The 25,182-nt window shown below is 60.1% G+C and carries 23 protein-coding genes; 15 read left to right on the plus strand and 8 right to left on the minus strand.

Features of this window, described 5'->3' with window-relative positions:
- The first annotated feature begins 40 nt into the window (after positions 1 to 40).
- The 3 genes from NTD86_RS00955 to NTD86_RS00965 all read left to right on the plus strand — a co-directional run bounded on the left by NTD86_RS00955 (position 41) and on the right by NTD86_RS00965 (position 3,094).
- Positions 41 to 937 (plus strand): sigma 54-interacting transcriptional regulator, encoded by an 897-nt coding sequence (locus NTD86_RS00955; RefSeq protein ID WP_262200263.1) that lies wholly within the window; start codon positions 41 to 43, stop codon positions 935 to 937.
- A gap of 209 nt (positions 938 to 1,146) precedes the next feature.
- Positions 1,147 to 1,929, plus strand: a complete 783-nt coding sequence (locus tag NTD86_RS00960; protein ID WP_262200264.1) for a MetQ/NlpA family ABC transporter substrate-binding protein — start codon at positions 1,147 to 1,149, stop codon at positions 1,927 to 1,929.
- A 148-nt stretch (positions 1,930 to 2,077) separates the two neighbouring features.
- Positions 2,078 to 3,094, plus strand: a complete 1,017-nt coding sequence (locus NTD86_RS00965) for an RHS repeat-associated core domain-containing protein (RefSeq protein WP_262200265.1) — start codon at positions 2,078 to 2,080, stop codon at positions 3,092 to 3,094.
- An 8-nt stretch (positions 3,095 to 3,102) separates the two neighbouring features.
- Here NTD86_RS00965 and NTD86_RS00970 read toward each other — a convergent pair whose 3' ends face one another.
- Positions 3,103 to 4,263 carry an AAA family ATPase gene (locus NTD86_RS00970; protein ID WP_262200266.1) on the minus strand — a complete coding sequence of 387 codons (1,161 nt, stop codon included), beginning with the start codon at positions 4,261 to 4,263 and terminating at the stop codon, positions 3,103 to 3,105.
- Positions 4,264 to 4,379: 116 nt separating this feature from the next.
- Here NTD86_RS00970 and NTD86_RS00975 point away from each other — a divergent pair, with 116 nt between their 5' ends.
- The 3 genes from NTD86_RS00975 to NTD86_RS00985 are packed head-to-tail and all read left to right on the plus strand — an operon-like array spanning position 4,380 to position 9,597.
- On the plus strand, positions 4,380 to 5,471 hold the full coding sequence (locus NTD86_RS00975) for an efflux RND transporter periplasmic adaptor subunit (protein ID WP_262200267.1): 1,092 nt from the start codon (positions 4,380 to 4,382) through the stop codon (positions 5,469 to 5,471).
- Positions 5,468 to 6,538: an efflux RND transporter periplasmic adaptor subunit gene (locus tag NTD86_RS00980; protein WP_262200268.1), complete on the plus strand. Its 1,071-nt coding sequence runs from the start codon at positions 5,468 to 5,470 to the stop codon at positions 6,536 to 6,538. The genes NTD86_RS00975 and NTD86_RS00980 overlap by 4 nt, the downstream gene beginning before the upstream one ends.
- A complete protein-coding gene (locus NTD86_RS00985; RefSeq protein ID WP_262200269.1) occupies positions 6,535 to 9,597 on the plus strand; it encodes an efflux RND transporter permease subunit in 3,063 nt (1,020 codons plus the stop codon). The genes NTD86_RS00980 and NTD86_RS00985 overlap by 4 nt, the downstream gene beginning before the upstream one ends.
- Positions 9,598 to 9,672: 75 nt before the next feature.
- Here the strand turns inward: NTD86_RS00985 and NTD86_RS00990 are convergent, their stop codons facing one another.
- Positions 9,673 to 9,930 (minus strand): hypothetical protein, encoded by a 258-nt coding sequence (locus NTD86_RS00990; protein WP_262200270.1) that lies wholly within the window; start codon positions 9,928 to 9,930, stop codon positions 9,673 to 9,675.
- A gap of 432 nt (positions 9,931 to 10,362) precedes the next feature.
- Between NTD86_RS00990 and NTD86_RS00995 the strand changes: the two genes are divergently transcribed.
- Positions 10,363 to 10,608 carry a FitA-like ribbon-helix-helix domain-containing protein gene (locus NTD86_RS00995; protein WP_262200272.1) on the plus strand — a complete coding sequence of 82 codons (246 nt, stop codon included), beginning with the start codon at positions 10,363 to 10,365 and terminating at the stop codon, positions 10,606 to 10,608.
- 55 nt (positions 10,609 to 10,663) lie between these two features.
- Complete coding sequence (locus NTD86_RS01000) at positions 10,664 to 10,918, plus strand: PIN domain-containing protein (RefSeq protein ID WP_315974718.1); 255 nt, start codon at positions 10,664 to 10,666, stop codon at positions 10,916 to 10,918.
- 150 nt (positions 10,919 to 11,068) lie between these two features.
- Here the strand turns inward: NTD86_RS01000 and betT are convergent, their stop codons facing one another.
- A complete protein-coding gene (gene betT / locus NTD86_RS01005) occupies positions 11,069 to 13,030 on the minus strand; it encodes a choline transporter BetT (RefSeq protein WP_262200290.1) in 1,962 nt (653 codons plus the stop codon).
- Positions 13,031 to 13,390: 360 nt separating this feature from the next.
- Positions 13,391 to 13,717 (minus strand): DOPA 4,5-dioxygenase family protein, encoded by a 327-nt coding sequence (locus NTD86_RS01010; RefSeq protein ID WP_262200273.1) that lies wholly within the window; start codon positions 13,715 to 13,717, stop codon positions 13,391 to 13,393.
- 125 nt (positions 13,718 to 13,842) lie between these two features.
- Between NTD86_RS01010 and NTD86_RS01015 the strand changes: the two genes are divergently transcribed.
- Positions 13,843 to 15,411 (plus strand): SulP family inorganic anion transporter, encoded by a 1,569-nt coding sequence (locus tag NTD86_RS01015; RefSeq protein WP_262200274.1) that lies wholly within the window; start codon positions 13,843 to 13,845, stop codon positions 15,409 to 15,411.
- 76 nt (positions 15,412 to 15,487) lie between these two features.
- On the opposite strand, the gene aroE is transcribed toward NTD86_RS01015, so the two are convergent.
- Positions 15,488 to 16,309 (minus strand): shikimate dehydrogenase, encoded by an 822-nt coding sequence (aroE, locus tag NTD86_RS01020; protein ID WP_262200275.1) that lies wholly within the window; start codon positions 16,307 to 16,309, stop codon positions 15,488 to 15,490.
- A gap of 21 nt (positions 16,310 to 16,330) precedes the next feature.
- Positions 16,331 to 17,245 (minus strand): oxygen-dependent coproporphyrinogen oxidase, encoded by a 915-nt coding sequence (gene hemF, locus NTD86_RS01025; RefSeq protein ID WP_262200276.1) that lies wholly within the window; start codon positions 17,243 to 17,245, stop codon positions 16,331 to 16,333.
- A 148-nt stretch (positions 17,246 to 17,393) separates the two neighbouring features.
- On the opposite strand from hemF, the gene NTD86_RS01030 reads away from it, so the two are divergent.
- Complete coding sequence (locus tag NTD86_RS01030; RefSeq protein ID WP_262200277.1) at positions 17,394 to 18,371, plus strand: quinone oxidoreductase family protein; 978 nt, start codon at positions 17,394 to 17,396, stop codon at positions 18,369 to 18,371.
- A gap of 74 nt (positions 18,372 to 18,445) precedes the next feature.
- Here NTD86_RS01030 and NTD86_RS01035 read toward each other — a convergent pair whose 3' ends face one another.
- A complete protein-coding gene (locus tag NTD86_RS01035) occupies positions 18,446 to 19,003 on the minus strand; it encodes an L-threonylcarbamoyladenylate synthase (protein WP_262200278.1) in 558 nt (185 codons plus the stop codon).
- Positions 19,004 to 19,038: 35 nt separating this feature from the next.
- Complete coding sequence (dprA, locus tag NTD86_RS01040) at positions 19,039 to 20,136, minus strand: DNA-processing protein DprA (RefSeq protein ID WP_262200279.1); 1,098 nt, start codon at positions 20,134 to 20,136, stop codon at positions 19,039 to 19,041.
- Between the two features lie 381 nt (positions 20,137 to 20,517).
- On the opposite strand from dprA, the gene def reads away from it, so the two are divergent.
- From def to NTD86_RS01065, 5 genes are all read left to right on the plus strand, one after another.
- Positions 20,518 to 21,024, plus strand: a complete 507-nt coding sequence (def, locus tag NTD86_RS01045) for a peptide deformylase (RefSeq protein ID WP_262200280.1) — start codon at positions 20,518 to 20,520, stop codon at positions 21,022 to 21,024.
- Positions 21,025 to 21,167: 143 nt separating this feature from the next.
- Positions 21,168 to 22,118, plus strand: coding sequence for a methionyl-tRNA formyltransferase (fmt, locus tag NTD86_RS01050; RefSeq protein ID WP_262200281.1), 951 nt, complete (start codon positions 21,168 to 21,170; stop codon positions 22,116 to 22,118).
- Complete coding sequence (rsmB, locus tag NTD86_RS01055; protein ID WP_262200282.1) at positions 22,115 to 23,425, plus strand: 16S rRNA (cytosine(967)-C(5))-methyltransferase RsmB; 1,311 nt, start codon at positions 22,115 to 22,117, stop codon at positions 23,423 to 23,425. The genes fmt and rsmB overlap by 4 nt, the downstream gene beginning before the upstream one ends.
- 23 nt (positions 23,426 to 23,448) lie before the next feature.
- A complete protein-coding gene (gene trkA / locus NTD86_RS01060; protein ID WP_262200283.1) occupies positions 23,449 to 24,825 on the plus strand; it encodes a Trk system potassium transporter TrkA in 1,377 nt (458 codons plus the stop codon).
- A gap of 10 nt (positions 24,826 to 24,835) precedes the next feature.
- Positions 24,836 to 25,144: a tetratricopeptide repeat protein gene (locus NTD86_RS01065; protein WP_262200284.1), complete on the plus strand. Its 309-nt coding sequence runs from the start codon at positions 24,836 to 24,838 to the stop codon at positions 25,142 to 25,144.
- Positions 25,145 to 25,182: the final 38 nt, after the last annotated feature.

The following is a 25,182-nucleotide window of genomic DNA, read 5'->3' on the forward strand; positions in this document are numbered from 1 at the left end:
ACGCCCGCGCCCACCCATCGGCGGCGGGCGGGAGCCCGCCATGAGCCTGCATGAAACCTTCGGTCAGCCGCTGTTGACCTTTCCCGATGCCGAAAAAAGCCCGCTGAGCATTCGCGCCAAAGCGTTGGTGTTTGTCGACCCGCGTTCGCGCCAATTGCGTGATGACCTGGAGCTGCTGGCGCCGCGCGCGCTGCCCGTTTTGATCCGCGGCGAAACCGGCACCGGTAAAGAACTGTTGGCCCGGCATATCCACCGCGCCAGCGACCGCACCGGTTTGTTTGTGTCAGTCAATTGCGGCGCGATCAGCCCGACGTATGCCGATGCCGAGCTGTTCGGGTACGCACCCGGCAGCCACAGCAGTTCAGCCAGCAGCCGCGCAGGGTGGTTCGGCTCGGCCAATGGCGGCACGTTGTACCTGGACGAAATCGGCGATTTGCCGTTAGGTATTCAGATCAAATTGCTGGCGGCGCTGGAAACCCACGAAGTCACCCGGGTTGGCGCCCATCAACCGAGCCCGGTGGATGTACGACTGGTCGCAGCCACCAGCATCGACCTGGCGCAGGCGGTGCAAGCCGGCAAATTCCACGAGCGTCTCTACCACTACCTCAGTGAAGGCCAGTTGGCGTTGCCGGCTCTGCGCGAACGGGTGGGCGATATTTTGTCGCTGGCCGAATACTTTCTGGGCATCTACAGCCAGCGCCTGAACCTGCCGGTGCCGTTTATCAGTGACAGCGCGCAGCGGGTGCTGGAGCGCCACACCTGGCCAGGCAATACCCGGGAGCTGGAGAACGTCATCCACTTTGCGCTGCTGGTGAGCACCGGCGAAGAGATCCGCCCCGAGCATTTGAATCTGCCCGACAGCCTGGGGCAGATTGAGCACTTTATTAAAGGCGCGACGGCACAGGAGCTGGCGGCGCTCAAACAACTGCTGGCATAACCCCACACGTGTAGGAGTGAGCTTGCCTCGCGATCTGTTAGACGATCAAAAGATCGCGAGGCCGTTGGCGCCTACAGGGAGAGAATTAAATAACAAAACGATCTAAGCGAATGAACAAATATTATTGTTCTGGAATAAAGAAAGTCGGTATCTTTCGCTCCGACTCCAATAAAACCGTTACTCACACGGTCATTTTTTAAGGATATGGCATGAAAAAGGTTCTGTTGTTTACCGCATTGGCGGCTGCCCTGACGGCAGGCCTGGCACAAGCGAACGAAAAACTGGTGGTCGCTGCGACCCCGATTCCTCACGCTGAAATCCTTGAAGTGGTTAAACCGATCCTGGCCAAAGAAGGCGTGGATCTGGACATCAAAGTCTTCACCGACTACGTCCAACCTAACGTACAGGTCGCGGAAAAACGTCTGGACGCCAACTACTTCCAGACCCTGCCATATCTGCAGAACTTCAACGAAGGCAAAGGCACCAACCTGGTAACCGTGGTCGGTGTGCACGTTGAACCCTTCGGCGGCTACTCGAAGAAAGTTAAAGACATCAAAGACCTGAAAGACGGCGCAACCATCGCGATCCCTAACGAAGGTAGCAACAGCGGCCGTGCCTTGCTCCTGCTGCAGAAGAACGGTCTGATCGAACTGAAAGACCCGAGCAATGCCTTGGCCACGCCTAAAGACATCGCCAAGAACCCGCACAACTTCAAGTTCAAAGAGCTTGAGTCCGCACTGCTGCCGCGCGTGCTGGACCAGGTTGACCTGGACATGATCAACACCAACTACGCGCTGGAAGCGGGCCTGAACCCAGCTAAAGACGCGTTGATCATCGAAGACGCCAAGTCCCCATACGTGAACTTCCTGGTGGCTCGCCCGGACAACAAAGACAGCGACGCTATTCAAAAGCTGTCCAAGGCGCTGACCAGCCCAGAAGTCAAAGCCTTCATCGAGAAGAAGTACAACGGTGCGGTCGTGCCAGCGTTCTAATCCAACGCCCACCCACTCAAAACGCCGACGGCTCCTACAGCGTCGGCGTTTTTTAGTATTTGGCAATAGTACCTAGCAGATTTCACAGGTAGGCAAGGTCTGGCATTGGGGCAAAGCTGGGGGGACTTCCAGCATAGAGCCAACCCACATGCCTCTTAAACGCTATGCCTACGACCCTCTGGATCGCCTGACAACCACCACAGTGGTCGCCCAGCCATCGACTCAGCGTTTTTATCACCATGATCGCTTGGGCACTGTACGCCAGGGTGAAGACAGCCTGACAGTCTTTCAAAATCACGACCAGTTGCTGGCTGAAAAACGCACAACCGCCACTCTGTTGCTGGGCACCGACCTGCAACGCAGCGTGCTGCACTCCCTCAGCGGCGTACACCAACACCCGCGGGCTTACACCCCCTATGGTCATCAGGGTGGGCAGCCTGGCCTGTTGGGGTTTAACGGAGAAGCGCCCGATCCGTTGACCGGCCACTATCTGCTGGGCAACGGTCACCGCGCGTACAACCCCGTATTGATGCGCTTTAACAGCCCCGACACGTTGAGCCCGTTTGGAGCCGGAGGAGTGAACCCCTACAGCTATTGCCTGGGTGATCCGGTTAACCGGATAGACCCCAATGGACAGTTTTCCTTTGCCTTGATAGCCCCTGTGGTCCTGTCGGTCATTGGGCTGGGCGGGACAGCGGTCGGAGCAATTCCCTCTGTGGGCTTTTACGCATCCTTAAAAGCGTTAAAAGCTGGCCCCCTCAAGGTCGTTGATCTTGCGAAGGTCGCTGGTGTGGGGTTTACAGCCTCCGCAGGTATTATCGGCACCGTTCGATTGAGCCTGGCAGCGGGAAATAACAACACAGGCAGCACTGAAATGACCGTGGCGGGCGTGGCCTTGGCCATTTTAGGTTTAAGCAGCTCTATCTTGGCCACTAAGCTGGGCTGGAGAGGCATTAGAAAGGCAGCCAGAGCTAAGAGAGTTGCCGAGTTAATGGGTGAAAGGCGCTCTACTTCCTTAACGTCGAGCTCAACCTCGTCACACACTGTTAAACAAACCACCGAAGAGGGCACCTCCGTACCGCCAACGCCCAAGCCTCGGAAGCCCAACACCAATATACCCGCTCCCGGGCTTCTACCTTGGGTAAGCCGGATACGAGGGGCTTGATCGCTCTATTAATCCGCCCAATGCCAAGCCGGTTGATCCAGCATTCGCTGCCCCACCACCTCGGTCTGGCCGAGGTTTTTTTCCAGCACGATGCAGTTGCACTCCGGGTCTTGCTGCAAGGCAGCAATCAGCCGTCGGGCGTGGGACACCACCCACACCTGGGAATGATGAGAAGTGCGAATGATCAACCGCGCCAGCGCAGGCAGCAGGTCGGGGTGCAGGCTGGTTTCGGGCTCGTTGAGCACCATCAGCGTCGGTGGGCGCGGGGTGAGCAGGGCAGCCACCAGCAGCAGGTAGCGCAAAGTGCCGTCCGACAGCTCTGCGGCCGACAACGGCCGCAACAAGCCTTCTTGATAAAACTCGATTGCAAAGCGCCCGCCGACTAACGCGTTGATCTTGAGGCGAGCACCGGGGAAGGCGTCGCTGATGGCGTTGTGCAGCGCCTGCGAGTCACCCATTTCCAGGATGGTTTGCAAGGCTGCCGCCAGGTCGCGGCCATCGTGGTGCAGCACCGGCGTGCGCGTACCCAGTTGCGGCTGACGCACCGGCGCATCAGGATCGGTGCGAAAGTGATCATAAAAACGCCAACCACGGATCGACTCACGCAGTTGCAGCACTTCGGGCGAAGTCTGCAAGCTGCCCACCTGGTCGAACAGGCTGTCGAACATCGGCGTATGTTGCGCCAGCACCTCCCAACTGCGCCCGGCACGGGCACGAATCATCGGCCCATTTCGCTCCACCAGCTCACTGGCCGGGCGGTAGCAAGGGCCAACCCAAATGCTCTCATGCTTGATTTGCGGGTCGAGGGTAAACGCAGAGCGCTCAGGCGGTGAGATCCCCAAGGCGATGGCGTAGCTGAAGTCTTGGGCGGCAAAGCCCAGGCGCAGGCGTTTGACCTTGTTTCGCGGCCCGCCCTCAATCGCCACTTCGCCGGATTTCATGCGCCGCGAGATCACCTCAGGCCCGGCCCAATACGTGGACTCCAGCCCGCCTTCACGCGCCAGCGCATTGATCACCCCGCCCTGAGCCGTTTCGGCCAACAACCGCAGCGCACGGTACAGATTGGATTTACCGCTGCCGTTAGGGCCGGTTATCAAATTAAGCCGAGCCAAGGGAACGACCAATTGATTGATAGATCGATAATTGGCCACCGCCAGTGTGGTGAGCATGCGTGACCTCAACGTGAGTGTAGATAGCAGCAAACAGAGTCCCACAAAGTCTGAACCCTGTTCTACGCTATGTGACGGATTGTCCCGATCAATCAGCATCAAGCAAAGGAGTCTGCATGGCTGGTCCACGAATCAAGTGTGTTTGGGGCTTGAGCCTTTTGGCGCTCCTGACGGCTTGCGGTAAGGAAGGCCCCAAAGAGCCTTTATCACCACGGGTTTATGTACAAGAAGTTACCACCCGCGAATTTGCACCACCCATTGCGCTCAGTGGCGATATTCAGGCTCGGGTCGAAACGCAGCTTTCCTTTCGTGTGGGCGGCAAGATTATCGAACGTAAAGTCGATGTCGGTGATCACATTCAGGCCAATCAAGTCTTGGCACGTCTGGACCCCAAGGATCTGAAGATCCAGGTCGACACCGCACAAGCCAACGTGTATGCCCAACAGGCGCAAGTGGTACAAACCCGCGCCGCTTATGTGCGTCAGCAAAAATTGCTGCCCAAGGGCTACACCAGCCAAAGCGAATACGATACGGCCTACGCGGCCCAGCAGAGCGCCCAAAGTGCCTTGGCCGCCGCACAGGCGCAATTGGCCAATGCCCGTGAGCAACTCAGTTACAGCAACCTGGTGGCCGAAGCACCGGGCATCATCACCGCGCGCCAGGCTGAGGTCGGGCAAGTGGTACAGGCCACCATGCCGATGTTTTCGCTGGCCCGTGATGGTGCCCGCGATGCGGTGTTCAACGTGTACGAGTCGCTGTTTATCGAGCCGCCCAAAGACCCCACCGTGCACATCACGCTGCTGAACAATCCCGAGGTCCAGGCCAAGGGCTTTATCCGCGAGATCACGCCCGCCGTGGCAGCCCAAAGCGGCACGTTGCAGATCAAGGTGCAGCTGGACTCACTGCCCAAGGGCATGGATTTAGGCTCGATTGTCAGCGTCAACCTGACCCCGGCGCCGCAACGCAGCATTGAGATGCCGTGGTCGGCCCTGACCAAAGATGAGAGCGAACCGGCGGTGTGGGTGGTCGACGGCGATAACAAGGCCCGCCTGCAGAAAGTCAAAGTGGGGCGCTACCTGACCGGCAGCGTGATCATCAGTGAAGGCCTCAAGGACGGAGAACAGGTGGTGGTCGCAGGCGGACAATTGTTACACCCCGGCATGATGGTCGAGATCGCCCCCACGCCAGCAGGGGGGATGGCGCTATGAACCGTTTATGGATAGCCCCCTTCGCGGCCTTGTTTCTGTTCGGTTGCTCTGAAAAAAAATCGCCCGAGCCTCCCGTCAGGCCGGTGCTGTACGTGCTGGCCAAACCGGACCTGACCCAACACCTGGGCCGCTTTGCCGGCAATATCGAAGCGCGCTACGAAAGCACACTCGGCTTTCGCGTACCGGGGCGCATTGTGCGGCGTTATTACGATGTGGGCGCCATGGTCAAGGAAGGCGACATTCTGGCCAGCCTCGACCCGACCGATCAGCAAAACAATGTGCGGGCAGCCCAAGGCGATCTCGACAAGGCCCAGGCGCAGTTGATCAACGCCCAGGCCAATGCCCGTCGTCAGCAAGAGCTGTTCAACCAGGGCGTGGGCGCACAAGCCCAGCTGGACACGGCACAAGCCGACCTCAAAACCACCCAGGCCTCTGTGAAACAGGCGATGGCGGCGCTCAATCAGGCCAAGGACCAGCTCAGCTACTGCAACCTGCGCGCAGACCATGACGCGGTGATCACCGATTGGGCGATCGAAGCCGGCCAGGTGGTCAGTGTCGGTGAAGCCGTGGCCACCCTGGCGCGGCCTGAAATCAAAGAAGCGGTTATCGATCTGCCGGCGCCGCTGGCCGAAGCGCTGCCCAAGGACGTGACGTTCCTGGTCGCCGGGCAACTGGACCCGAACGTCAACACCAAGGCCCATGTGCGCGAAATCGCGCCACAAGCCGACAGCGCCACCCGCACCCGACGCGTACGCCTGACCCTGGACCAGACGCCACCGGCTTTCCGCCTGGGCAGCTCCATCAGCGTGACGGTCAGCAGCCCGATTACCCAGCACTTCCAGGTCCCGCTGACCGCTCTGCAAGAAACCGATGGCCAGACCCGCGTCTGGGTCGTAGACCCGCAAACCCACACCGCCAACACCCGCGATGTGACCGTGTGGCGCCGCGTGGGCAACAGCGTCTTGCTCTCGGGCGGTATCAACAACGGTGACGCCGTGGTCAGTGCAGGCGCTTACAGCCTCAAACCCGGACAGAAAGTCAGACTCGACAAGGAAAGCTCGCAATGAATGGGAAATTTAACCTGTCCGAGTGGGCCCTCGAGCATCAATCATTCGTGTGGTACCTGATGTTCGTCGCGGTGCTTGCCGGGTTCTTTTCGTACTTCAATCTGGGCCGCGCCGAAGACCCCAGCTTTACCATCAAAACCATGGTGATCCAGACCAAATGGCCCGGCGCTACGGTGGATGACACCATGCTGCAAGTCACCGACCGCATCGAGAAAAAACTCGAAGAGCTGGACACCCTCGATTACGTCCAGAGCTATACCCGGCCGGGTGAATCCACGGTGTTTGTGTTTTTGAAAGACACCACCAAGGCCGAGCTCATCCCGCATATCTGGTACGAGGTGCGCAAAAAGATCGGTGACATTCGCGGCGACTTCCCCCAAGGCATCATTGGCCCGGGGTTCGACGACGAGTTCGGTGATGTGTACGGCACGATCTACGCCTTTACCGGCGACGGCATCAGCATGCGCCAACTGCGCGACTACGTGGAGCAGGTGCGCCTGGGGATTCGCGACATTCCCAACCGCGGCAAGATGATGACCATCGGCGAGCAGGCCGAAACGTTCTACCTCGACTTCTCGACCCGCAAACTGGCCGCACTGGGCCTGGATCAGCAGCACATTCTGCAAAGCCTGCAAGAGCAAAACGCCGTGACCCCGGCAGGCGTCATTGAGGCCGGGCCCGAGCGCATGTCGGTGCGTGCATCGGGGCAGTTTCACAGCGTGGCCGACCTTGAGGCCGTGAACCTGCGGGTCAACAACCGCTTCTACCGACTGGCCGATGTGGCCGACATCACCCGCGGCTATGTCGACCCGGCCGCGCCGATGTTCCATTACAACGGCCAGCCGGCCATCGGCCTGGCCGTGGCCATGAACACCGGCGGCAACATTCAGGAGTTCGGTAAACAACTGCAGGAGCGCATCGACGAACTGACCGCACAACTGCCGGTTGGCGTGGGCGTGCACATGGTGTCTGACCAGGCCGAAGTGGTTCAGGTGGCCGTGCACGGCTTTACCAGTGCGCTGTTTGAAGCGGTGATCATCGTGTTGGCGGTGAGCTTTATCAGTTTGGGGCTGCGCGCGGGCATGGTGGTGGCGATCTCGATCCCGCTGGTGCTGGCGCTGGTCTTTGTGTTCATGGAGTTCACCGGCATCGCCATGCAGCGGGTGTCGCTGGGCGCGTTGATCATCGCCCTGGGCCTGCTGGTGGACGACGCGATGATCACGGTGGAGATGATGATCTCGCGGCTAGAGCTGGGTGAAACCAAGCAACAGGCCGCGACGTATGCTTATCACTCCACGGCCTTCCCCATGCTCACCGGGACCTTGGTCACGGTGGCGGGTTTTGTCCCGATTGGTCTTAACAACAGCGCGGCGGGTGAATACACCTTCACCCTGTTCGCGGTGATTGGCGTGGCGCTGCTGGTGTCGTGGATGGTGGCCGTATTGTTTGCCCCGGTGCTCGGCGTGCACGTGCTGCCGGCCAAGGTCAAACCCAAGCCCGAAAAACCGGGGCGGCTGGCCCAGGCCTTCAACACCGGCCTGCTGTGGTGCATGACCCATCGCTGGTGGACCATTGGCGGCACCGCGGCCATGTTCTTGGCCTCGGTGGTGGGCATGACCTTCGTCCAGAACCAGTTCTTCCCGGCCTCTGAACGCCCCGAAATTCTGGTGGACCTTAACCTGCCGCAAAACGCCTCGATCCAGGAAACCCTCAAAGTCACTCAACGCTTTGAGGAGTCACTCAAGGGCGACCCGGACATCGTGCGCTGGAGCACCTATGTGGGCGAGGGGGCGATTCGTTTTTACCTGCCCCTGGACCAGCAACTGCAAAACCCGTTCTTCGCCCAGTTGGTGATCGTCAGCACCGGCCTAGAGAGCCGCGACGCTCTGATGGAGCGCCTCAACAAGCGCCTGCGCCAAGACTTTGTGGGCGTGGGCAGTTACGTCCACACCCTGGAGCTGGGCCCGCCGGTGGGCCAGCCGCTGCAATACCGGGTGAGCGGCCCGAACATCGACCAGGTGCGCAAACACGCCATCGACCTGGCCACCGTACTGGACGCCAACCCGAACGTGGGCGAAACCCTGTTCAACTGGAACGAACCGGGCAAGGTGCTGCGCGTCGACATCGCGCAAGACAAGGCCCGCCAGTTTGGCTTGTCCTCCGAAGACGTCGCCCAGGTGATGAACACCATCGTGACCGGTGCGACGGTCAGCCAGGTCAAAGACAACATCTACCTGATCGACATCGTCGGCCGGGCCAATGGCAGCGAGCGCAACACGCCAGAGACCCTGCTCAACCTGCAGATCACCACCCCGAGCGGCACCTCGATCCCGTTGCTGGCGTTTGCCTCGGTGCGCTACGAGTTGGAGCAACCGCTGGTCTGGAGCCGCGACCGCGTCCCGACCTTGACCCTCAAGGCAGCGGTGCGCGGCGACATTCAAGCGGTTGACCTGGTGGACGATCTCAAACCGACCATCGATGACTTCATCGCCAAACTGCCGCAAGGCTACAAAGTCGAAACCGGTGGCACCGTGGAGCAGAGCGCCAAGGCCCAAGGCCCGATCGCCAAGGTCATCCCGTTGATGCTGTTTTTGATGGCGACCTTCCTGATGATCCAACTGCAAAGCGTGCAGAAAATGTTCATCGTGGTGAGCGTCGCGCCGCTGGGACTGATTGGTGTGGTGTTGGCGCTGGTGCCGACAGGTACGCCGATGGGCTTTATCGCGATCTTGGGGATCCTGGCGCTGATCGGCATCATCATTCGTAACACGGTGATTCTGGTGACCCAGATCAGCCAGTTCGAGCGTGACGGCTTCGACCCGTGGCACGCCGTGTTGCAGGCCACGCATCATCGTCGTCGGCCCATCTTGCTGACCGCGGCGGCGGCCAGCCTGGGCATGATCCCGATTGCCCGCGACGTGTTCTGGGGCCCGATGGCCTACGCCATGATCGGCGGCATCTTCTCGGCCACCTTGCTGACCTTGTTGTTCCTGCCAGCCTTGTACGTGGCCTGGTACCGCATCAAAGAAAACAAAAACCCGCCACCGGCCATTCACTGACCGGGTAGGAGCGAACTTGCCTCGCGATCTTTTGACCGTTAAAAGATCGCGAGCAAGCTCGCAGCCTGCGGGGCGTTACACCTCGCGCAACACCAACACCCCCAGCACATCGCAGCCTTCCTGCAACAACAACGAAGTTGCCTCGCACACCGCGCTCACATCATGCGGATCACTGCTGTAGGCGTTCATGTGGGACAAACTGCGCAACAAATTCTTGGCCGCCTGAAAGCGCTGCTCGGCACACGTGAGCAGGGCAGACACAGAGGCGCGGGTATCAATTAACAGGACGTTGGCATCGACAGGATTGTCGGTGAGCGGAAGAAAGTGCGACATGGTGAAACTCCTATGGATTAAGGAGCCACTTCAATCAGCTTGCACGCAGAGAGAGGGTGGCAGTTGTGCGCGGGTGTGCAAGACCGACCATAGGAACCCGGCAGACCCGAAGATCTCCCGCGCGCAACCGCCATAACGCAGAGTGCAGGCGCGGAGCCTACCAAGCGATATGGAAAATTGAAAACCTATGACTCAGGCTTGCACGCCCGAACGCTGATGATTCAGCGACGGAGCGGACTATAGGCAGCCCGCAACGGGCACCACAATGGGGGTAAGCGCCTGCAAGCCCCATCCCACATGAGTCAGGGAAAGGTCTGTAAATCATCTACACCAAGCGCGCTTTAGCTAAGGACCGCTGGTCTGCACGCTCTGAAGGTGTCAATTTCATCGCCCTATGATTGCAATGATTTCATTGATTGCATGAGGTTATTTATGGCCAGCATCACCATTAGAAACCTGGATGATCAAATCAAGGAACGCCTGCGTATAGAAGCAGCCCTTAATGGCCATTCCATGGAAGAAGAGGCTCGGCTTATCTTGCGCAGGGCATTAAGAAAACCCGCCCAAAACCCAGGTTTAGCCAGCCGTATCCGCGCTCGCTTCGCTGAGACAGGCGGCATTGAATTAGAGTTACCCACTAGAGATGAGCGTGTGCGCACCGTGGGCTTGGATGAATGATCATTCTCGATACCAACGTACTCTCTGAACTTATGCGCCCCCAACCCAGCCAGCCGTGGTTGCGTGGGTAGACGCTCAGCCATCTGATGATTTGTTTATCAGCGCCATCACCATGGCCGAAATACTTCACGGCATCGAGCGGCTTCCCGCTGGCAAACGTAAAGATCAGTTGCACGTCATTGCACAGGCTTTGTTCGACGAAGACTTTGCTGACAGAGTCTTGCCTTTCGATGCACATACGGCACCCCGTTACGCAATGTGGGTCGCAACCAGTCAAGCTTCAGGCAAGTCTCGCGACACGCAACGTTAAAGACTTCTCGCAAGGCACTTTGAATCTGATCAACCCATGGCTATTTGGCGAGTCCTGATGCCCGCTCCCACAGGTGTTACACAGGCCCTGTAGGAGCGAGCTTGCCTCGCGATCTCTAGATCTTGAACACCTAAAGATCGCCGCCCAGATTCAACGCACCAAATGCAGGAACTGCATATGGCGCTCGTACTGGTCGAGGATGTCGTTGATGATCTGGTCTTTGGTGTACCCCATCAGGTCGTAGTCCTGGCTGCCTTCACTCAGGTGCACTTCGGCACGGTAGTAACGGCGGTTGCGCAGTTCTTTGGGCCCCATGCCGCCACGGGCAAATGATGGGGTGAAGTAGCCGCGCATTTGCACCTGGTACACGAACGGATGCTGGTCACCGTGGCCGATCTCCAGGCTGACGTTGTCGAAAGCCAGATCCGGCTGGGTGACGACATTGAGGCCTTTTTCAACGAACACCGCGCTCACTTCTTCAATCGCCGGGCGCACGGTGGTGTCCATGAAGCGGTACACCTCGTCACGCGACGGGAAGTGCACGGCCTGGCTCAAGCGCTGACGCCAGCCACCACGCCCGCGCCGCGAGACCGCGACCGGGGCCAGCGAGTGCATCTGCGCGATCTTCTTCTGCGACTCCAGATAGAACGCCTTGTGCAGCCCCCACATCATGAGCAGCAAGATCAACGAGAACGGCAGCGAGGTCAGCACCACCGCCGATTTGAGCGCGTCGATGCTGCCCGAGAACAGCAGGGAGCTGGTCACCAGCGCGGTCAGCCCGCCCCAGAACACCCGCAGCCACTTGGGGCCGTCTTCATCGGCGTTATTGCCACGCGCCGAGAGGGTGGACAGCACCACGGTGCCGGAGTCGGCCGAGGTCACGAAGAACACAAAACTGATGAACACCGTCACGGTGATCACGGTTTTGCTCCACGGGTAGGTTTCGAGCAGCAGGTACAAGGCGCGCGACGGGTCGTCGATCGCGGCTTGGCCCAACGCCGTCAGGCCGTGGTTGAGCACTTGGTCGATGGCGCTGTTGCCGAAAATCGACATCCACGCCAGGGTGAAGCCCAGCGGAATCAGCAGCACGCCAAACACAAATTCGCGAATGGTGCGGCCACGGGAGATACGCGCAATAAACAGGCCCACAAACGGCGACCATGCGATCCACCAGGCCCAATAGAACACGGTCCAGCCGCCCAGCCAGTCGCTTGGCTTGTCGTAGGCATACACATCAAAACTCTTGGTCGGCAGCGCGCCCAAATAGTCACCGATGTTCTGGATCAAGGTGTTGAGCAAATGCTGGGTGGGCCCGGCGAACAACACAAACAGCAGCAGCACACAGGCCAGCAGCATGTTGATGTCGGACATCACGCGCACGCCTTTGTCGACGCCCGCAATGGCCACCAAAATGGCCGCGCCCATCATCAGGGTGATCAACCCCACTTGAATCCATTGGGTATGCGGCACGCCGAACAGGTAATCGAGCCCGGAGTTGAGGTGCAGCACCCCAAACCCCATGTCGGCGCCCAGACCAAACACCGTGGCGATGATGCCAAAGCCGTCTACCGCGTAGCCGATGGGGCCATTGATGCGTTTACCAATCAGCGGGTACAGCGCCGAACGCAGCGCCAGCGGCAAGTTATGCCGGTAGGCAAAGTACGCCAGCGCCATGCCGACAAAGGCAAACACGCCCCAACCGTGCAGGCCCCAGTGCAGAAACAGCAACTGCATGCCTTGGCGCGCCGCCTCGGCGTTACCGGCCGGGCCTTGTGGCGGGTTGAGCATGTGGGTGAGGGGTTCTGACACACAGAAGAAAAATAGCGTGATGCTGATCCCGGCGGCGAAGAGCATGCCCGCCCAGGACAGGTAACTGAACTCAGGTTCGTCGTGGTCGGCACCGAGCTTGATCTTGCCGTAGCCGGACAAGGCGGTGACGACCACGAAGATCAGATACAGGGTCATCGCTAGCATGTAGTACCAGCCGACCGTATTGGCCGCCCAGTTTTGTGCCGCCAACAGCCATTCACCGGCGGCTTCGGGCAATGAAATCACCACCAGCCCGAAGACCAGAATAAACGCGGCGGCAAAGTAGAACACCGGCGGGTTCATGCGGATGAGAGACGTCTGCGACGTCGAAGGTGCACTCATGGCAAATACACCTCGCAGCAGTGATACAGGCGTAAAAAGAGCGAGTTCGGCAAAGGTTAGCCTCCTGTTGTGAGCGGGCAGCGGACCACCGGTTTAACTTGAACGAGCATTCAAGTTAAACATGGATGGCGTGTGAGGACTAATCGCTACCCTTGGCTACACGCGTCTTACGTTAGCTCATGGCAAGGTATGACACATGCCCGCGTACGAACGTTCAGCCGTTATGGCACGGGGCTATCCGGGATTTGCCGACGGCTGGTCGCGGGCAGGATTTGGGGGGGTGAAAAAAATTCTAAAAAAATGAGGCGCGTAGCTTTCCGATCAAAAAATAGCCAAATTCAATGGTCTGATTTCACCCATCCAGATCGCATGATCGGTGTGATCCAGCAGGTCATTGCCCGTGTCGGGGTGCAGAAAGATCACCAGCCCGTGTCGGCTGATGGCCAGCCACGGCAGGACGATGCCAAGCATTTCGGGGCCGAAGGCCAATTGGCAGCTCCAGTCGGGGTGCGGGCCGACCGGGCGTTCGTGGACGCGGCCCATTTGAATACCAAACCGGTGCGCCGCTTCTTCGCACAGGGCGCGCGCCTGCTCGATGGTGCTGGCGTCGTAATAGACGTGGGCGTGATAGCCCTTGATTCGTTGCATAAGCGCCTCTTTAGAAGGTAACGGTCCCTGTTTTTGATGCCCTTAAGCCCGCATCGAAAGCTTCATTCTTGTACTACGGCGACATGGTAGGGTGCTGGCTTGCACTTCAACCTGACGAGAGCGCTATGCCCCAGCTCAATCGTGCACACATCCTGCCATTTTTAAATTGGCTGCCCCAGCAGACCCGCGCAAGTGTAGGCCGTGATGCGATGGTGGGTTTGAGTGGTGCAATTCTGGCACTGCCGCAGTCCATTGCCTACGCCTTGATTGCAGGCCTACCACCGGAATATGGGCTGTATGCGGCGATTGTGCCGGTGATTATTGCCTGTTTGTGGGGCTCGTCGTGGCATTTGATCTGCGGTCCGACGGCGGCGATTTCGATTGTATTGTTTGCCAGTATCAGCCCGCTGGCCGTGCCCGGCACGCAGGACTACATCGGCCTGATCCTGCTGCTGACGTTTCTGGCGGGGATTTTCCAGTGGCTGCTGGGGATGCTGAAGTTCGGCGCACTGGCCAATTTTGTTTCGCACTCGGTGGTGCTTGGGTTCACCCTCGGCGCGGCGGTGGTGATTGCACTGGGCCAGTTACCCAATGTGCTGGGCGTGGATGTGCCGGGCAAGGCCACTGCGCTGGACAGCCTGCTGACGTTGCTCAGGCATGTTCGGGACTTCGATCCGGCCTCGCTGGGGCTGGGCCTGGGGACGGTGCTGTTAGGCGCCGCGCTCAAATATTGGCTGCCACGCTGGCCGACGCTGTTGATAACGCTGGTGCTGGCCAGTGTGGCCGTATGGGTGTTGCCGCAGGTGTTTGGGCATGTGCAGCTGGTGCAGGCTTTTGTCGGGCGGTTACCGCCGCTCAGCCCACTGCCGCTGGACGTGGAGACGGTGTTGCGTCTGTTGCCGAGTGCCGTGGCGGTGGGCATGTTGGGGCTGGTGACCAGTTTGTCGATTGCCCGCTCAATCGCGACACGTTCGCAGCAAATGCTCGACGCTAACCAAGAGATTCGTGCACAGGGCTTATCCAATATCGCGGGTGCGTTGTTCTCGGGGTATTTGTCGTCGGGTTCATTTACCCGCTCGGGGCTCAATTACGAAGCCGGTGCCCGCTCGCCGCTGGCCGGGGTGTTTTCCGCGTTGTGGGTGGCGCTGTTTGCGGTCACCGGCTCGGCGCTGATTGCACACATTCCGATCCCGGCCATGGCGGGCAGTATTTTGCTGATCAGTTGGGGGCTGGTGGACACGCGTGGCATTCGCGCGTTGTGGCGCGTGAGCCGCGCCGAGTTCGCGGTGATGGCGCTGACCTGCATCGCCACCTTGTTGCTGGAGTTGCAAACGGCGATTTACGCGGGGGTGCTGGCTTCGCTGTTCTTCTATCTCAAGCGCACCTCGCGCCCGCGCATCCAGCAATGGACAGAGGGCGATGAAGAGGTGTTACGGGTGGGCGGGTCGATCTTTTTTGGTGCCAGCCATTACCTGCAAGTGCGATTGCAGCGCACCCACGGGCAACAGGTGGTGATTGAAGCGCAGCAGATCAACTTTATCGACTATTCGGGCGTGGAGATGCTGCACCAGGAAGCCCGCCGGTTGCTGGGGCTGGGCCGCAGCCTGACCTTGCGCCGGGCGCGGGCGCCGGTGGTGGAAGAATTGAAGAAGCTGGAAGGCGCGGACAACTGCCCGATTTTATTTGAGGACTGACCTGTAGGAGCGGGCTTGCCTCGCGATCTTTTTGAAGATCAAAAGATCGCGAGGCAAGCTCGCTCCTACAAGGGGTTTACTGCGCCAGCAACCGACGCAATTCGGCCAGCGCCGGGGCGGTGTCCGGACGCACGCCGCGCCACAGGTAAAAAGCTTCAGCCGCCTGTTCAGCCAACATGCCCAGACCATCCATGACGTGACCCGCGCCATGGGCGGTGGCCCACACACAAAACGGCGTCGGCTCCTTGCCGTACATCATGTCGTAGCACAGGGTGTTACCCGGCTCGATGAGGCTGCTGGCAATCGGCGGCACTTCACCGGCCAAACTGGCCGAGGTCGCGTTGATGATCAAATCGACCGGCTCGTGCAACCAGTCAAAACCACTGGCGGCCACCGGCCCCAGATCACTGAACAATTCCACCAGCGCTTCGGCTTTTTCGACCGTGCGATTGGCGATGGTCACCGACGCCGGACCTTCGGCCAGGATCGGCTCCAGCGCGCCACGTACCGCTCCGCCCGCGCCGAGGATCAAAATGCGTTTGCCCTTGAGGCTGAAACCCGCATTCACCGTCAGATCGCGCACCAGCCCGGCACCATCGGTGTTATCGCCCAACAACGTGCCGTCGAGCTGTTTGTGCAGGGTGTTCACCGCGCCCGCGCGCTGCGCCCGGGCGGTCAGGCCGTTGGCCAGGCGATAGGCGTCTTCTTTGAATGGCACAGTGACGTTAGCCCCGCGACCCTGCTGGAAAAACGCCGAGGCGCTGCCAGAAAAGTCGTCGAGCGGTGCGAGCAGCGTGTCGTACTGCATCGACTGCCCGGTTTGCTCGGCAAACAGACGGTGCAGCACCGGCGATTTGCTGTGGGCGATCGGATTACCAAAAACGACGTAACGGTCCATCAGCAGGTTCCTCAGGCAAAATCAGGCGTTGGCCAACCAGTCGCGGTCTTGCAGAAAGTACTCCGTCAGCCGGGCCTCTTCACTGCCAGGCGCCACTTTCCAGTCATAGCCCCAACGCACATGGGGCGGCAGCGACATCAGGATAGATTCGGTTCGCCCACCCGATTGCAGGCCGAACAGGGTCCCGCGATCGTGCACCAGGTTGAATTCGACGTAGCGGCCCCGGCGATATTCCTGGAATTCGCGCTGTTGGGCCGTGTAGGCGTCAGCCTTGCGGCGCTGCACAATTGGCAAGTAGGCGTCGATAAAGGCGTCGCCGATGGCACGCACGAAGGCGAAGCTGGTGTCGAAGTCCCACTCGTTCAGGTCATCGAAAAACAAGCCGCCGATGCCACGCGGCTCGTTGCGGTGCTTGATGTGGAAGTAGCGGTCGCACCAGGCTTTGTAGCGCGGGTATACGTCGGCGCCGAACGGGGCGCAGGCCTGCTCGGCCACGCGGTGCCAGTGCACGCAGTCTTCTTCAACGCCGTAGTAGGGCGTGAGGTCGAAGCCGCCACCAAACCACCAGACCGGCTCTTCGCCTTCTTTTTCAGCGATAAAAAACCGCACGTTGGCGTGGGATGTCGGCACATGTGGGTTATGCGGGTGGATCACCAGCGATACGCCGAGGGCTTCAAAGCCACGGCCCGCCAGCTCCGGGCGATGGGCGCTGGCAGAAGGCGGCAAGCCGCTGCCAAACACGTGGGAAAAGTTCACACCGCCTTTTTCGATCACCTGCCCGTTTTCGATCACACGGGTCCGCCCGCCACCGCCTGCCGGACGCTCCCAGGCGTCTTCGATGAAGTGCGCGCCGCCATCTTCGGTTTCCAGCGCAGCGCAGATACGGTCTTGAAGGTCGAGCAAGTAGGCTTTAACGGCCTCGGTGCGAGTAGTCATGACATCACCTTAAATCGGGCAAAGCGACAGAGCGGGGCCGCCAGCGAAGGGCGGCTAGCATAACACCGCACTTGTCCTCGTCGCAGTTGACGAAGATCACGCTAAAGCGTTGGATAGGGCCTTCGTCAATTCAGCAAGGACAGTGCAAATGGCTAAACGTATCCAGTTTCGGACCCTCGGCGGGCCCGAAGTACTTGAGTATGTCGACTACCAACCTGCCGAGCCGGGCCCGCAGCAAGTACGTGTTCGTAACCAGGCCATTGGTCTGAACTTCATCGATACCTATTTCCGCAGCGGCCTGTACCCACTGCCTGAGCTGCCATCGGGGCTGGGCAATGAAGGCGCTGGCATCGTCGACGCGGTCGGCAGTGACGTACACAACGTCAAGGTCGGCGACCGCGTGGCTTACGGCACTGGCCCGCTGGGGGCCAACAGTGAATTCCACGTGTTGCCTGCCGCGAACGTGGTGAAGCTGCCGGACGATATTTCGTTCGAACAAGCCGCTGCCGTCATGCTCAAGGGCTTGACCGTGCAATACCTGTTGCGCCAGGCCTACGAGGTTAAAGCCGGGGACACCATTCTGTTCCACGCGGCCGCCGGGGGCGTCGGCTCGATTGCCTGCCAATGGGCAAAAGCGCTGGGCGCCAAACTGATCGGGACAGTCAGCTCGCAAGAAAAAGCAGCCTACGCCAAGGCGCTGGGCGCCTGGGAAACCATCAACTACAGCCATGAAGACGTGGCCCAGCGCGTACTGGAACTGACCGACGGCAAGAAAGTCCCGGTGGTGTACGACGGCGTCGGCAAAGACACCTGGCTCACGTCGCTGGACAGCCTGGCGCTGCGCGGCCTGATGGTCAGCTTCGGCAACGCATCGGGTGCGGTGACGGGCGTGAACCTGGGGATTTTGTCGCAGAAGGGTTCGCTGTACGTGACTCGTCCAACTTTGGCGGGCTACGCCAACACGCCGGAAAACCTGCAAAAAATGGCCGACGAGCTGTTTGAGATGGTCCGCAGCGGCAAGATCAAAGTTGAGATCAGCCAACGCTTTGCGTTGAAAGACACGGCCAAGGCTCACATCGAACTGGCATCGCGCCGCACCACCGGCTCGACAATTTTGCTGCCGTAACACACCTTGCCTCGCGATCTTTTAAACGTACAAAAGATCGCGAGGCATGCTCGCTCATACAGATTTAGTGGGGGTTACGCCGGGCGCATGACCTTGCCGGTCGCCAGATCACGGATCAGGCTGGGGTTTTTACGCCCGCCCAAGTTGCCGCCCAGCACGTGATCAATCTGCCCGCGAAAGTACTGCTCAACTTTTAACCGCGTACGGGCTGACGGCAAACCTGCCGGGTTGGCAGACGTGGACACAATAGGCCCCACCAGCGCACACAGCTCACGCACCAGCGGATGATCGCTCACGCGCAACGCCACGGTGTCATGCTGGCCGGTGATCCACTCCGGCAGCAAATCCTGATGCGGCACCAGCCAGGTGTTCGGCCCGGGCCAGGTGCTGGCCATGCGGTCAATCCAGTCCTGGGGGAAGTCCTCGAACAGAAAATCGAACTGGTGAATATTGTCGGCAACCAGAATCAGGCCTTTGTCCACAGGTCGCGATTTGATCGCCAGCAAACGTTCAACCGCGTCTTCATCCCACGGGTCGCAGCCCAGGCCCCAGACAGCTTCGGTGGGGTAGGCGATCACACCGCCCGCGCGTATGGCTCGTGCTGCTTGTTGGACGCGCCAGGTGCTGATCATTGAGTGTCTCCAGATATGTGCTGGGCGCAGTGTACTTAGCTGGCGCGAGCAAACCAACGCCCGCCCTCAAACACCACGTGCCCGTCGAGTTCAAGTTCAGTCAACGCCGCCAGCAACCGGGGCAACTCCCAGCCGCTGGCACAGGCCAGGGCTTCACTGGTGTAGGGCGCTGCTTGCAACAATTGCACTAATGGATGACAGCTGTGTGTGAAGAGTTCACTTGTGGATAAGGGCATTGAGCGCCAGCCGCGCAAGCCTTCCAGGATGTGTTCCACCGTTTCGACCAGAGTCGCGCCATCGCGTATCAGTTGATGACACCCACGCGCGCCCGGGTGATGAATAGAACCCGGCAGGGCGTAGACCTCTCGGCCTTGTTCGGCCGCCAGACGGGCAGTGATCAGCGAGCCGCTGGCCACACTGGCTTCGACCACCAGCACGCCCAAGGACATGCCGCTGATGATTCTGTTGCGCCTGGGGAAGTTGGCCGACAGCGGCCCAGCGTCCAGCGGAAACTCCGAAACCACCGCGCTGCCGTTGGCAATCATCGCGTCTGCCAGCGCGCGGTGGCGCTGTGGATAAAGTTTTTCGAGGCCGGTGCCCAACACGCCGATGGTCTGCCCGCCCATGTCCAATGCAGCCTGATGTGCAGCCCCGTCGATACCCAGCGCCAACCCGCTGGTGATCACAAAACCGGCGCCAGCCAAACATCGCGAAAAGGCTGTCGCGGTGTCCAGCCCAGGCCGTGAAGCACGCCGGCTGCCCACCATCGCCAGCTGGGGTTTTTCCAGAATGGCAGGGTCGCCGGCCACGAATAACAGGGGCGGCGCGTCTTTTATTTCACTCAATAAGGCCGGGTAATCGGGCTGATCGTGCAGCACCACATGTTGCTTGCAGCCCTCAAGCCAGCGCATTGCAGCGCTAGCGCCGTCACGCACGTCGGGGTTGCGCCGCGCGTCGCTGCAGGCGGCAGGCAAGCCCAAGGCCCGCCATGCGCTGGCCGGGGCACTGAGCGCCGAACTGGCCGAGCCAAAGGCACGAAACAAGGCGTGGTAACGCTGGGGGCCAACCTCTGGCAGGCGGTGTAAACGCAAACGGGCTTCCAGCTCGGCTGGGGAAATATCAGACAGCGACATCGGATCATCCTTGATCTGTTTCAGCAGCGTTACGGTAGGAGCAACCTGTGGATAACTCTGTTAACAAGTTGTTGGGCACGTGTCGGTAACCCTGAGTGTGATCGTTAGTCAGTCCTTGAAATAACGTCAGCACCCCCAACGTTAGTTGAACGCTCCCCACAGGCCGCGCACATTGGTTTCAAACTGCGACACGCCCACCACCTGCAGCCGGGCAGCTAGTCGTTTCATCCGGGGTTGAATCCCTTTATTATGTGCGCTCGCGTGAAACGCCAGAGCCCGAGCGGGCTCTCTCTGAAGGAGACGTTTTGCACAGGTTGCCGAGTCTTCAAGACGCCCTGACAACCGTTTTTGAATCTTCCACACAGTGCCCCAATCAAATTTATGGCTATTTTAAACATCCTCGAATTTCCAGACTCGCGTCTGCGTACCATCGCCAAGCCGGTGACGGTTGTGGACGACGAAGTCCGTCAGTTGATCGATGACATGTTTGAAACCATGTACGAAGCCCCTGGCATTGGTCTGGCGGCCACCCAGGTCAACGTGCACAAGCGCATCGTGGTCATGGACCTGAGCGAAGACCGCAGCGCGCCGATGGTGTTTATCAACCCCGAGTTCGAAACCCTGACCGACGAAATGGGCCAGTACCAGGAAGGTTGCCTGTCGGTGCCGGGTTACTACGAAAACGTGGACCGCCCGCAGCAGGTCAAGATCAAAGCGCTGGACCGTGACGGCAAGCCTTTTGAAATGACCGCCGATGGCTTGCTGGCCGTGTGCATTCAGCACGAGTGCGACCACCTCAACGGCAAGTTGTTCGTCGATTACTTGTCTACGCTCAAGCGTGACCGGATCAAGAAAAAGCTGGAAAAGCTGCACCGCCAGAACGCTTGATCCTCGGGTTAACCCTGCGCTTGTCTCGGACTCACTGTAGGACCGAGCTTACCTCGCGATGTTTTCAACGATCAAAAGATCGCGAGGCAAGCTCGCTCCTACAGGGTTATTCCCGCCTTCCCTCCATTCCAAGTGAGTAATCCATGACTGAGCCACTGCGCATCGTCTTTGCCGGCACCCCCGAATTTGCCGCTGAACACCTCAAGGCGCTGCTCGACAGCCCGCACGAGATCGTTGCGGTTTACACCCAACCGGACCGTCCGGCCGGGCGTGGGCAAAAGCTGATGCCAAGCCCGGTCAAGCAGTTGGCACTGGAACACAACATCGCCGTGATGCAGCCGCCCACCTTGCGTGCCCCCGAGGCGCAAGCCGAACTCGCGGCCCTCAAGCCCGACTTGATGGTGGTGGTGGCGTACGGCCTGATCCTGCCGCAAGTGGTGCTGGATATCCCGCGTTTGGGCTGCATCAACAGCCACGCCTCGCTGCTGCCACGCTGGCGCGGGGCGGCGCCGATCCAGCGCGCGGTCGAAGCGGGCGACGCGCAAAGCGGCGTGACGGTGATGCGCATGGAGGCGGGTCTGGACACCGGCCCGATGCTGCTTAAAGCCATTACCCCGATCAGCAGCCAAGACACCGGCGGCACGTTGCATGACCGCTTGGCCGAACTGGGCCCGCCCGCTGTAATCGAGGCCATTGCAGGCTTGGCTGACGGTACGTTGCACGGCGAGGTACAGGACGACAGCCTGGCGACCTACGCCCACAAGCTCAATAAAGACGAAGCGCGCATCGACTGGAACCGCCCCGCGATCGAGTTGGAGCGCCTGATTCGCGCGTTCAACCCTTGGCCGGTCTGCCATAGCACGCTCAATGGCGAAGCGCTGAAAGTGCTGGCCGCCACGCTGGCGGACGCCAAGGGCGAACCAGGGCAAATTCTCGACGCCAGCAAAGACGGCCTGATCGTCGCCTGCGGCGAAGGCGCGTTGTGCCTGACACGCCTGCAATTGCCCGGTGGCAAGGCGCTTAACTTCAGCGACTTGTTCAACAGCCGCCGCGAGAAGTTCGCCGTCGGCACCCTTCTGGGCACTGCGCAATGAACCCGCGTCTGGCCGCCGCCAAGGCACTGACTGCCGTACTCAACGGCAAGGCATCGCTGAACAGTTCGCTGCCGTTGCAACTGGACAAGGTGGATGCCCGCGACCGCGGTCTGACCCAGGATCTGGCCTTCGGCACCGCGCGCTGGTATCCGCGTTTGTCGGCGCTGGCCAACAAGTTGCTGCAAAAGCCGTTCAAGGCTGCCGACGCCGACGTTGAAGCGCTGCTGCTGGTTGGCCTGTACCAACTGCTCTACACCCGCATTCCGGCGCACGCCGCGATTGGCGAAACCGTGGGCTGCGCCGACAAGCTGAAAAAACCATGGGCCAAAGGCCTGCTCAACGCCGTGCTGCGTAACGCCCAGCGTGAGAGCGAAGCACTGCTGGCCGAGCTTGAGCACGACCCAGTGGTGCGCACGGCCCACCCGCGCTGGCTGCAAAAGTCGCTGAAAGCCTTCTGGCCCGACCAGTGGGAAGCCATCTGTGCGGCCAACAACGCCCATCCGCCGATGATTCTGCGGGTTAACCGCCGCCATAAAACCCGCGACCAATACCTGCAATTGCTGGTTGAAAACGGAGTTGAGGCGCAACCGTGTGCGTACAGCCGCGACGGCATTGTGCTGGCCGAAGCCTGCGACGTGCGCTCGCTGCCGGGCTTTGCCGAAGGCTGGATCAGCGTGCAGGACGAAGCTGCGCAACTGGCGGCAGACTTGCTCGACCTGGCCCCCGGCCAGCGCGTGCTCGACGCCTGCTGCGCGCCGGGCGGCAAGACCTGCCACATCCTTGAGGCCGAGCCCAAGCTCGCAGGCGTGGTGGCCGTCGACCTGGAAGCCAAGCGCTTGGTGCGCGTGCGTGAAAACCTCGAACGCCTGGGCCTGAGTGCCGAGCTGATTGCTGCCGATGGCCGGGACACCGCGACCTGGTGGGACGGCAAACCGTTCCAGCGCATTCTGCTCGATGCCCCGTGCTCGGCGACGGGCGTTATTCGCCGCCACCCGGACATCAAGCTGACCCGCCAGCCAGATGACATTGCCGCCCTCGCCAGCCTGCAAGGCGAACTGCTGGACGCCATGTGGCAGACCCTGGAAGTCGGCGGCATCCTGTTGTACGCCACCTGCTCGACCTTACCGACCGAAAACACTGACGTGATCGAAGCCTTCCTGGCCCGCACCTCGGGTGCGCGCGAGCTGGATATCGCCGGTGAATTTGGCATCAAGCAACCTCACGGGCGCCAGTTACTGGCCCAGCAGGGTGGGCACGACGGTTTCTATTACGCCAAACTGATCAAGATCGCTGCCGCACGCGGCTAACGACGGGAACAGGACATCACGGCATGAAAATCATCATCCTCGGCGCAGGACAGGTCGGCGGCACACTGGCAGAACACTTGGCCAGCGAGGCCAATGACATCACCGTGGTCGACACCGATGGCGATCGCCTGCGCGATTTGGGCGACCGCCTCGACATTCGTACTGTGCAAGGCCGCGCCTCGCTGCCCAACGTGTTGCGCCAGGCGGGCGCCGACGATGCCGACATGCTGGTGGCGGTGACCAACAGCGACGAGACCAACATGGTCGCGTGCCAGGTGGCCTACACGCTGTTTCACACGCCGACCAAAATCGCCCGGGTGCGCGAATCGGCCTACCTGACGCGTGGCGAGGAGCTGTTCGATAACGATGCGATCCCGGTTGATGTGCTGATCAGCCCCGAGCAGGTTGTGACCAACTACATCAAGCGCCTGATCGAACACCCCGGCGCCTTGCAGGTCATCGACTTTGCCGAAGGCAAGGCGCAGTTGGTGGCGGTCAAGGCGTACTACGGCGGCCCGCTGGTTGGCCAGCAACTGCGCCAGTTGCGTGAGCACATGCCGAATGTGGATACACGGGTCGCGGCGATTTTCCGACGCGACCGACCGATTACACCTCGTGGCGACACGGTGATTGAAGCCGACGACGAGGTGTTTTTCATCGCCGCCAAGGCCAACATTCGCGCTGTCATGAGCGAAATGCGCCGCCTCGACGAAAGCTATAAACGTATTGTGATTGCCGGAGGCGGGCAGATTGGTGAGCGCTTGGCCGAGGCCATCGAAAGCCGTTATCAGGTCAAGATTATCGAGATGAGCCCGGCGCGCTGCCGTCATTTGTCCGACACCCTCGACAGCACCGTGGTGCTGCAAGGCAGTGCATCAGACCGCGATTTGATGCTTGAAGAAAACATCGCCGATGCCGACGTGTTTTTGGCCCTGACCAACGACGACGAGGCCAATATCATGTCCTCGTTGCTGGCTAAGCGCCTGGGCGCGAAGAAGGTGATGACCATCATCAACAACCCGGCCTATGTGGACTTGATCCAGGGCGGCGAAATCGACATCGCCATCAGCCCGCAATTGGCCACCATTGGTACCTTGCTGACGCACGTGCGCCGTGGCGACATTGTGAGCGTGCACTCGCTGCGCCGGGGTGCAGCGGAGGCCATCGAGGCGATTGCCCACGGGGATTCCAAATCGAGCAAGGTGATTGGACGGCGCATCGGTGAAATCCACCTGCCGCCGGGCACCACGATTGGCGCGATCATTCGCGACGATGAAGTGCTGGTCGCTCACGACGCCACGGTGATCAATTCCGGCGACCACGTGATTTTGTTCCTTGTGGATAAAAAGCATATTCGCGACGTGGAGAAGCTGTTCCACGTGGGCTTGAGTTTTTTCTAAGGAGTCAGGGATGCTGGAGTCACTGGAAAAAATGCTGGCCAAGGGTGTGGATAACGCACTGTTGCGCTTCGGCCTGGGCAAGGGTTATCTCGACCTTGGGGATAACGTGAAGGCGGCGGAGCATTTGCAGCGTTGCGTTGAGTTTGATCCCAAGTATTCGGCGGCCTGGAAGCTATTGGGCAAGGCCCGGTTGGCTGCCGGTGACCGTGCTGGCGCGCGTGCGGCATGGGAGCAGGGGATCGTCGCGGCGCAAGGCCATGGCGATAAACAGGCCGAGAAAGAAATGACCGTGTTTATGAAGAAGCTGGATAAACCCTGAAAATCGCCTGTAGGAGCGTGGGTGGGGCGGGGTGGTTT

Source organism: Pseudomonas sp. 7P_10.2_Bac1, from assembly GCF_025465935.1.
Classification (GTDB): domain Bacteria; phylum Pseudomonadota; class Gammaproteobacteria; order Pseudomonadales; family Pseudomonadaceae; genus Aquipseudomonas.

What these genes read in the sequence shown, in the direction of transcription:
- NTD86_RS00955 (WP_262200263.1), top strand. Translation starts at nt 41, where the DNA reads ATGAGCCTGCATGAAACCTTCGGTCAGCCGCTGTTGACCTTTCCCGAT.
- NTD86_RS00960 (WP_262200264.1), top strand. Translation starts at nt 1,147, where the DNA reads ATGAAAAAGGTTCTGTTGTTTACCGCATTGGCGGCTGCCCTGACGGCA.
- NTD86_RS00965 (WP_262200265.1), top strand. Translation starts at nt 2,078, where the DNA reads ATGCCTCTTAAACGCTATGCCTACGACCCTCTGGATCGCCTGACAACC.
- NTD86_RS00970 (WP_262200266.1), bottom strand. Translation starts at nt 4,263, where the DNA reads ATGCTCACCACACTGGCGGTGGCCAATTATCGATCTATCAATCAATTG.
- NTD86_RS00975 (WP_262200267.1), top strand. Translation starts at nt 4,380, where the DNA reads ATGGCTGGTCCACGAATCAAGTGTGTTTGGGGCTTGAGCCTTTTGGCG.
- NTD86_RS00980 (WP_262200268.1), top strand. Translation starts at nt 5,468, where the DNA reads ATGAACCGTTTATGGATAGCCCCCTTCGCGGCCTTGTTTCTGTTCGGT.
- NTD86_RS00985 (WP_262200269.1), top strand. Translation starts at nt 6,535, where the DNA reads ATGAATGGGAAATTTAACCTGTCCGAGTGGGCCCTCGAGCATCAATCA.
- NTD86_RS00990 (WP_262200270.1), bottom strand. Translation starts at nt 9,930, where the DNA reads ATGTCGCACTTTCTTCCGCTCACCGACAATCCTGTCGATGCCAACGTC.
- NTD86_RS00995 (WP_262200272.1), top strand. Translation starts at nt 10,363, where the DNA reads ATGGCCAGCATCACCATTAGAAACCTGGATGATCAAATCAAGGAACGC.
- betT (WP_262200290.1), bottom strand. Translation starts at nt 13,030, where the DNA reads ATGAACCCGCCGGTGTTCTACTTTGCCGCCGCGTTTATTCTGGTCTTC.
- NTD86_RS01010 (WP_262200273.1), bottom strand. Translation starts at nt 13,717, where the DNA reads ATGCAACGAATCAAGGGCTATCACGCCCACGTCTATTACGACGCCAGC.
- NTD86_RS01015 (WP_262200274.1), top strand. Translation starts at nt 13,843, where the DNA reads ATGCCCCAGCTCAATCGTGCACACATCCTGCCATTTTTAAATTGGCTG.
- aroE (WP_262200275.1), bottom strand. Translation starts at nt 16,309, where the DNA reads ATGGACCGTTACGTCGTTTTTGGTAATCCGATCGCCCACAGCAAATCG.
- hemF (WP_262200276.1), bottom strand. Translation starts at nt 17,245, where the DNA reads ATGACTACTCGCACCGAGGCCGTTAAAGCCTACTTGCTCGACCTTCAA.
- NTD86_RS01030 (WP_262200277.1), top strand. Translation starts at nt 17,394, where the DNA reads ATGGCTAAACGTATCCAGTTTCGGACCCTCGGCGGGCCCGAAGTACTT.
- NTD86_RS01035 (WP_262200278.1), bottom strand. Translation starts at nt 19,003, where the DNA reads ATGATCAGCACCTGGCGCGTCCAACAAGCAGCACGAGCCATACGCGCG.
- dprA (WP_262200279.1), bottom strand. Translation starts at nt 20,136, where the DNA reads ATGTCGCTGTCTGATATTTCCCCAGCCGAGCTGGAAGCCCGTTTGCGT.
- def (WP_262200280.1), top strand. Translation starts at nt 20,518, where the DNA reads ATGGCTATTTTAAACATCCTCGAATTTCCAGACTCGCGTCTGCGTACC.
- fmt (WP_262200281.1), top strand. Translation starts at nt 21,168, where the DNA reads ATGACTGAGCCACTGCGCATCGTCTTTGCCGGCACCCCCGAATTTGCC.
- rsmB (WP_262200282.1), top strand. Translation starts at nt 22,115, where the DNA reads ATGAACCCGCGTCTGGCCGCCGCCAAGGCACTGACTGCCGTACTCAAC.
- trkA (WP_262200283.1), top strand. Translation starts at nt 23,449, where the DNA reads ATGAAAATCATCATCCTCGGCGCAGGACAGGTCGGCGGCACACTGGCA.
- NTD86_RS01065 (WP_262200284.1), top strand. Translation starts at nt 24,836, where the DNA reads ATGCTGGAGTCACTGGAAAAAATGCTGGCCAAGGGTGTGGATAACGCA.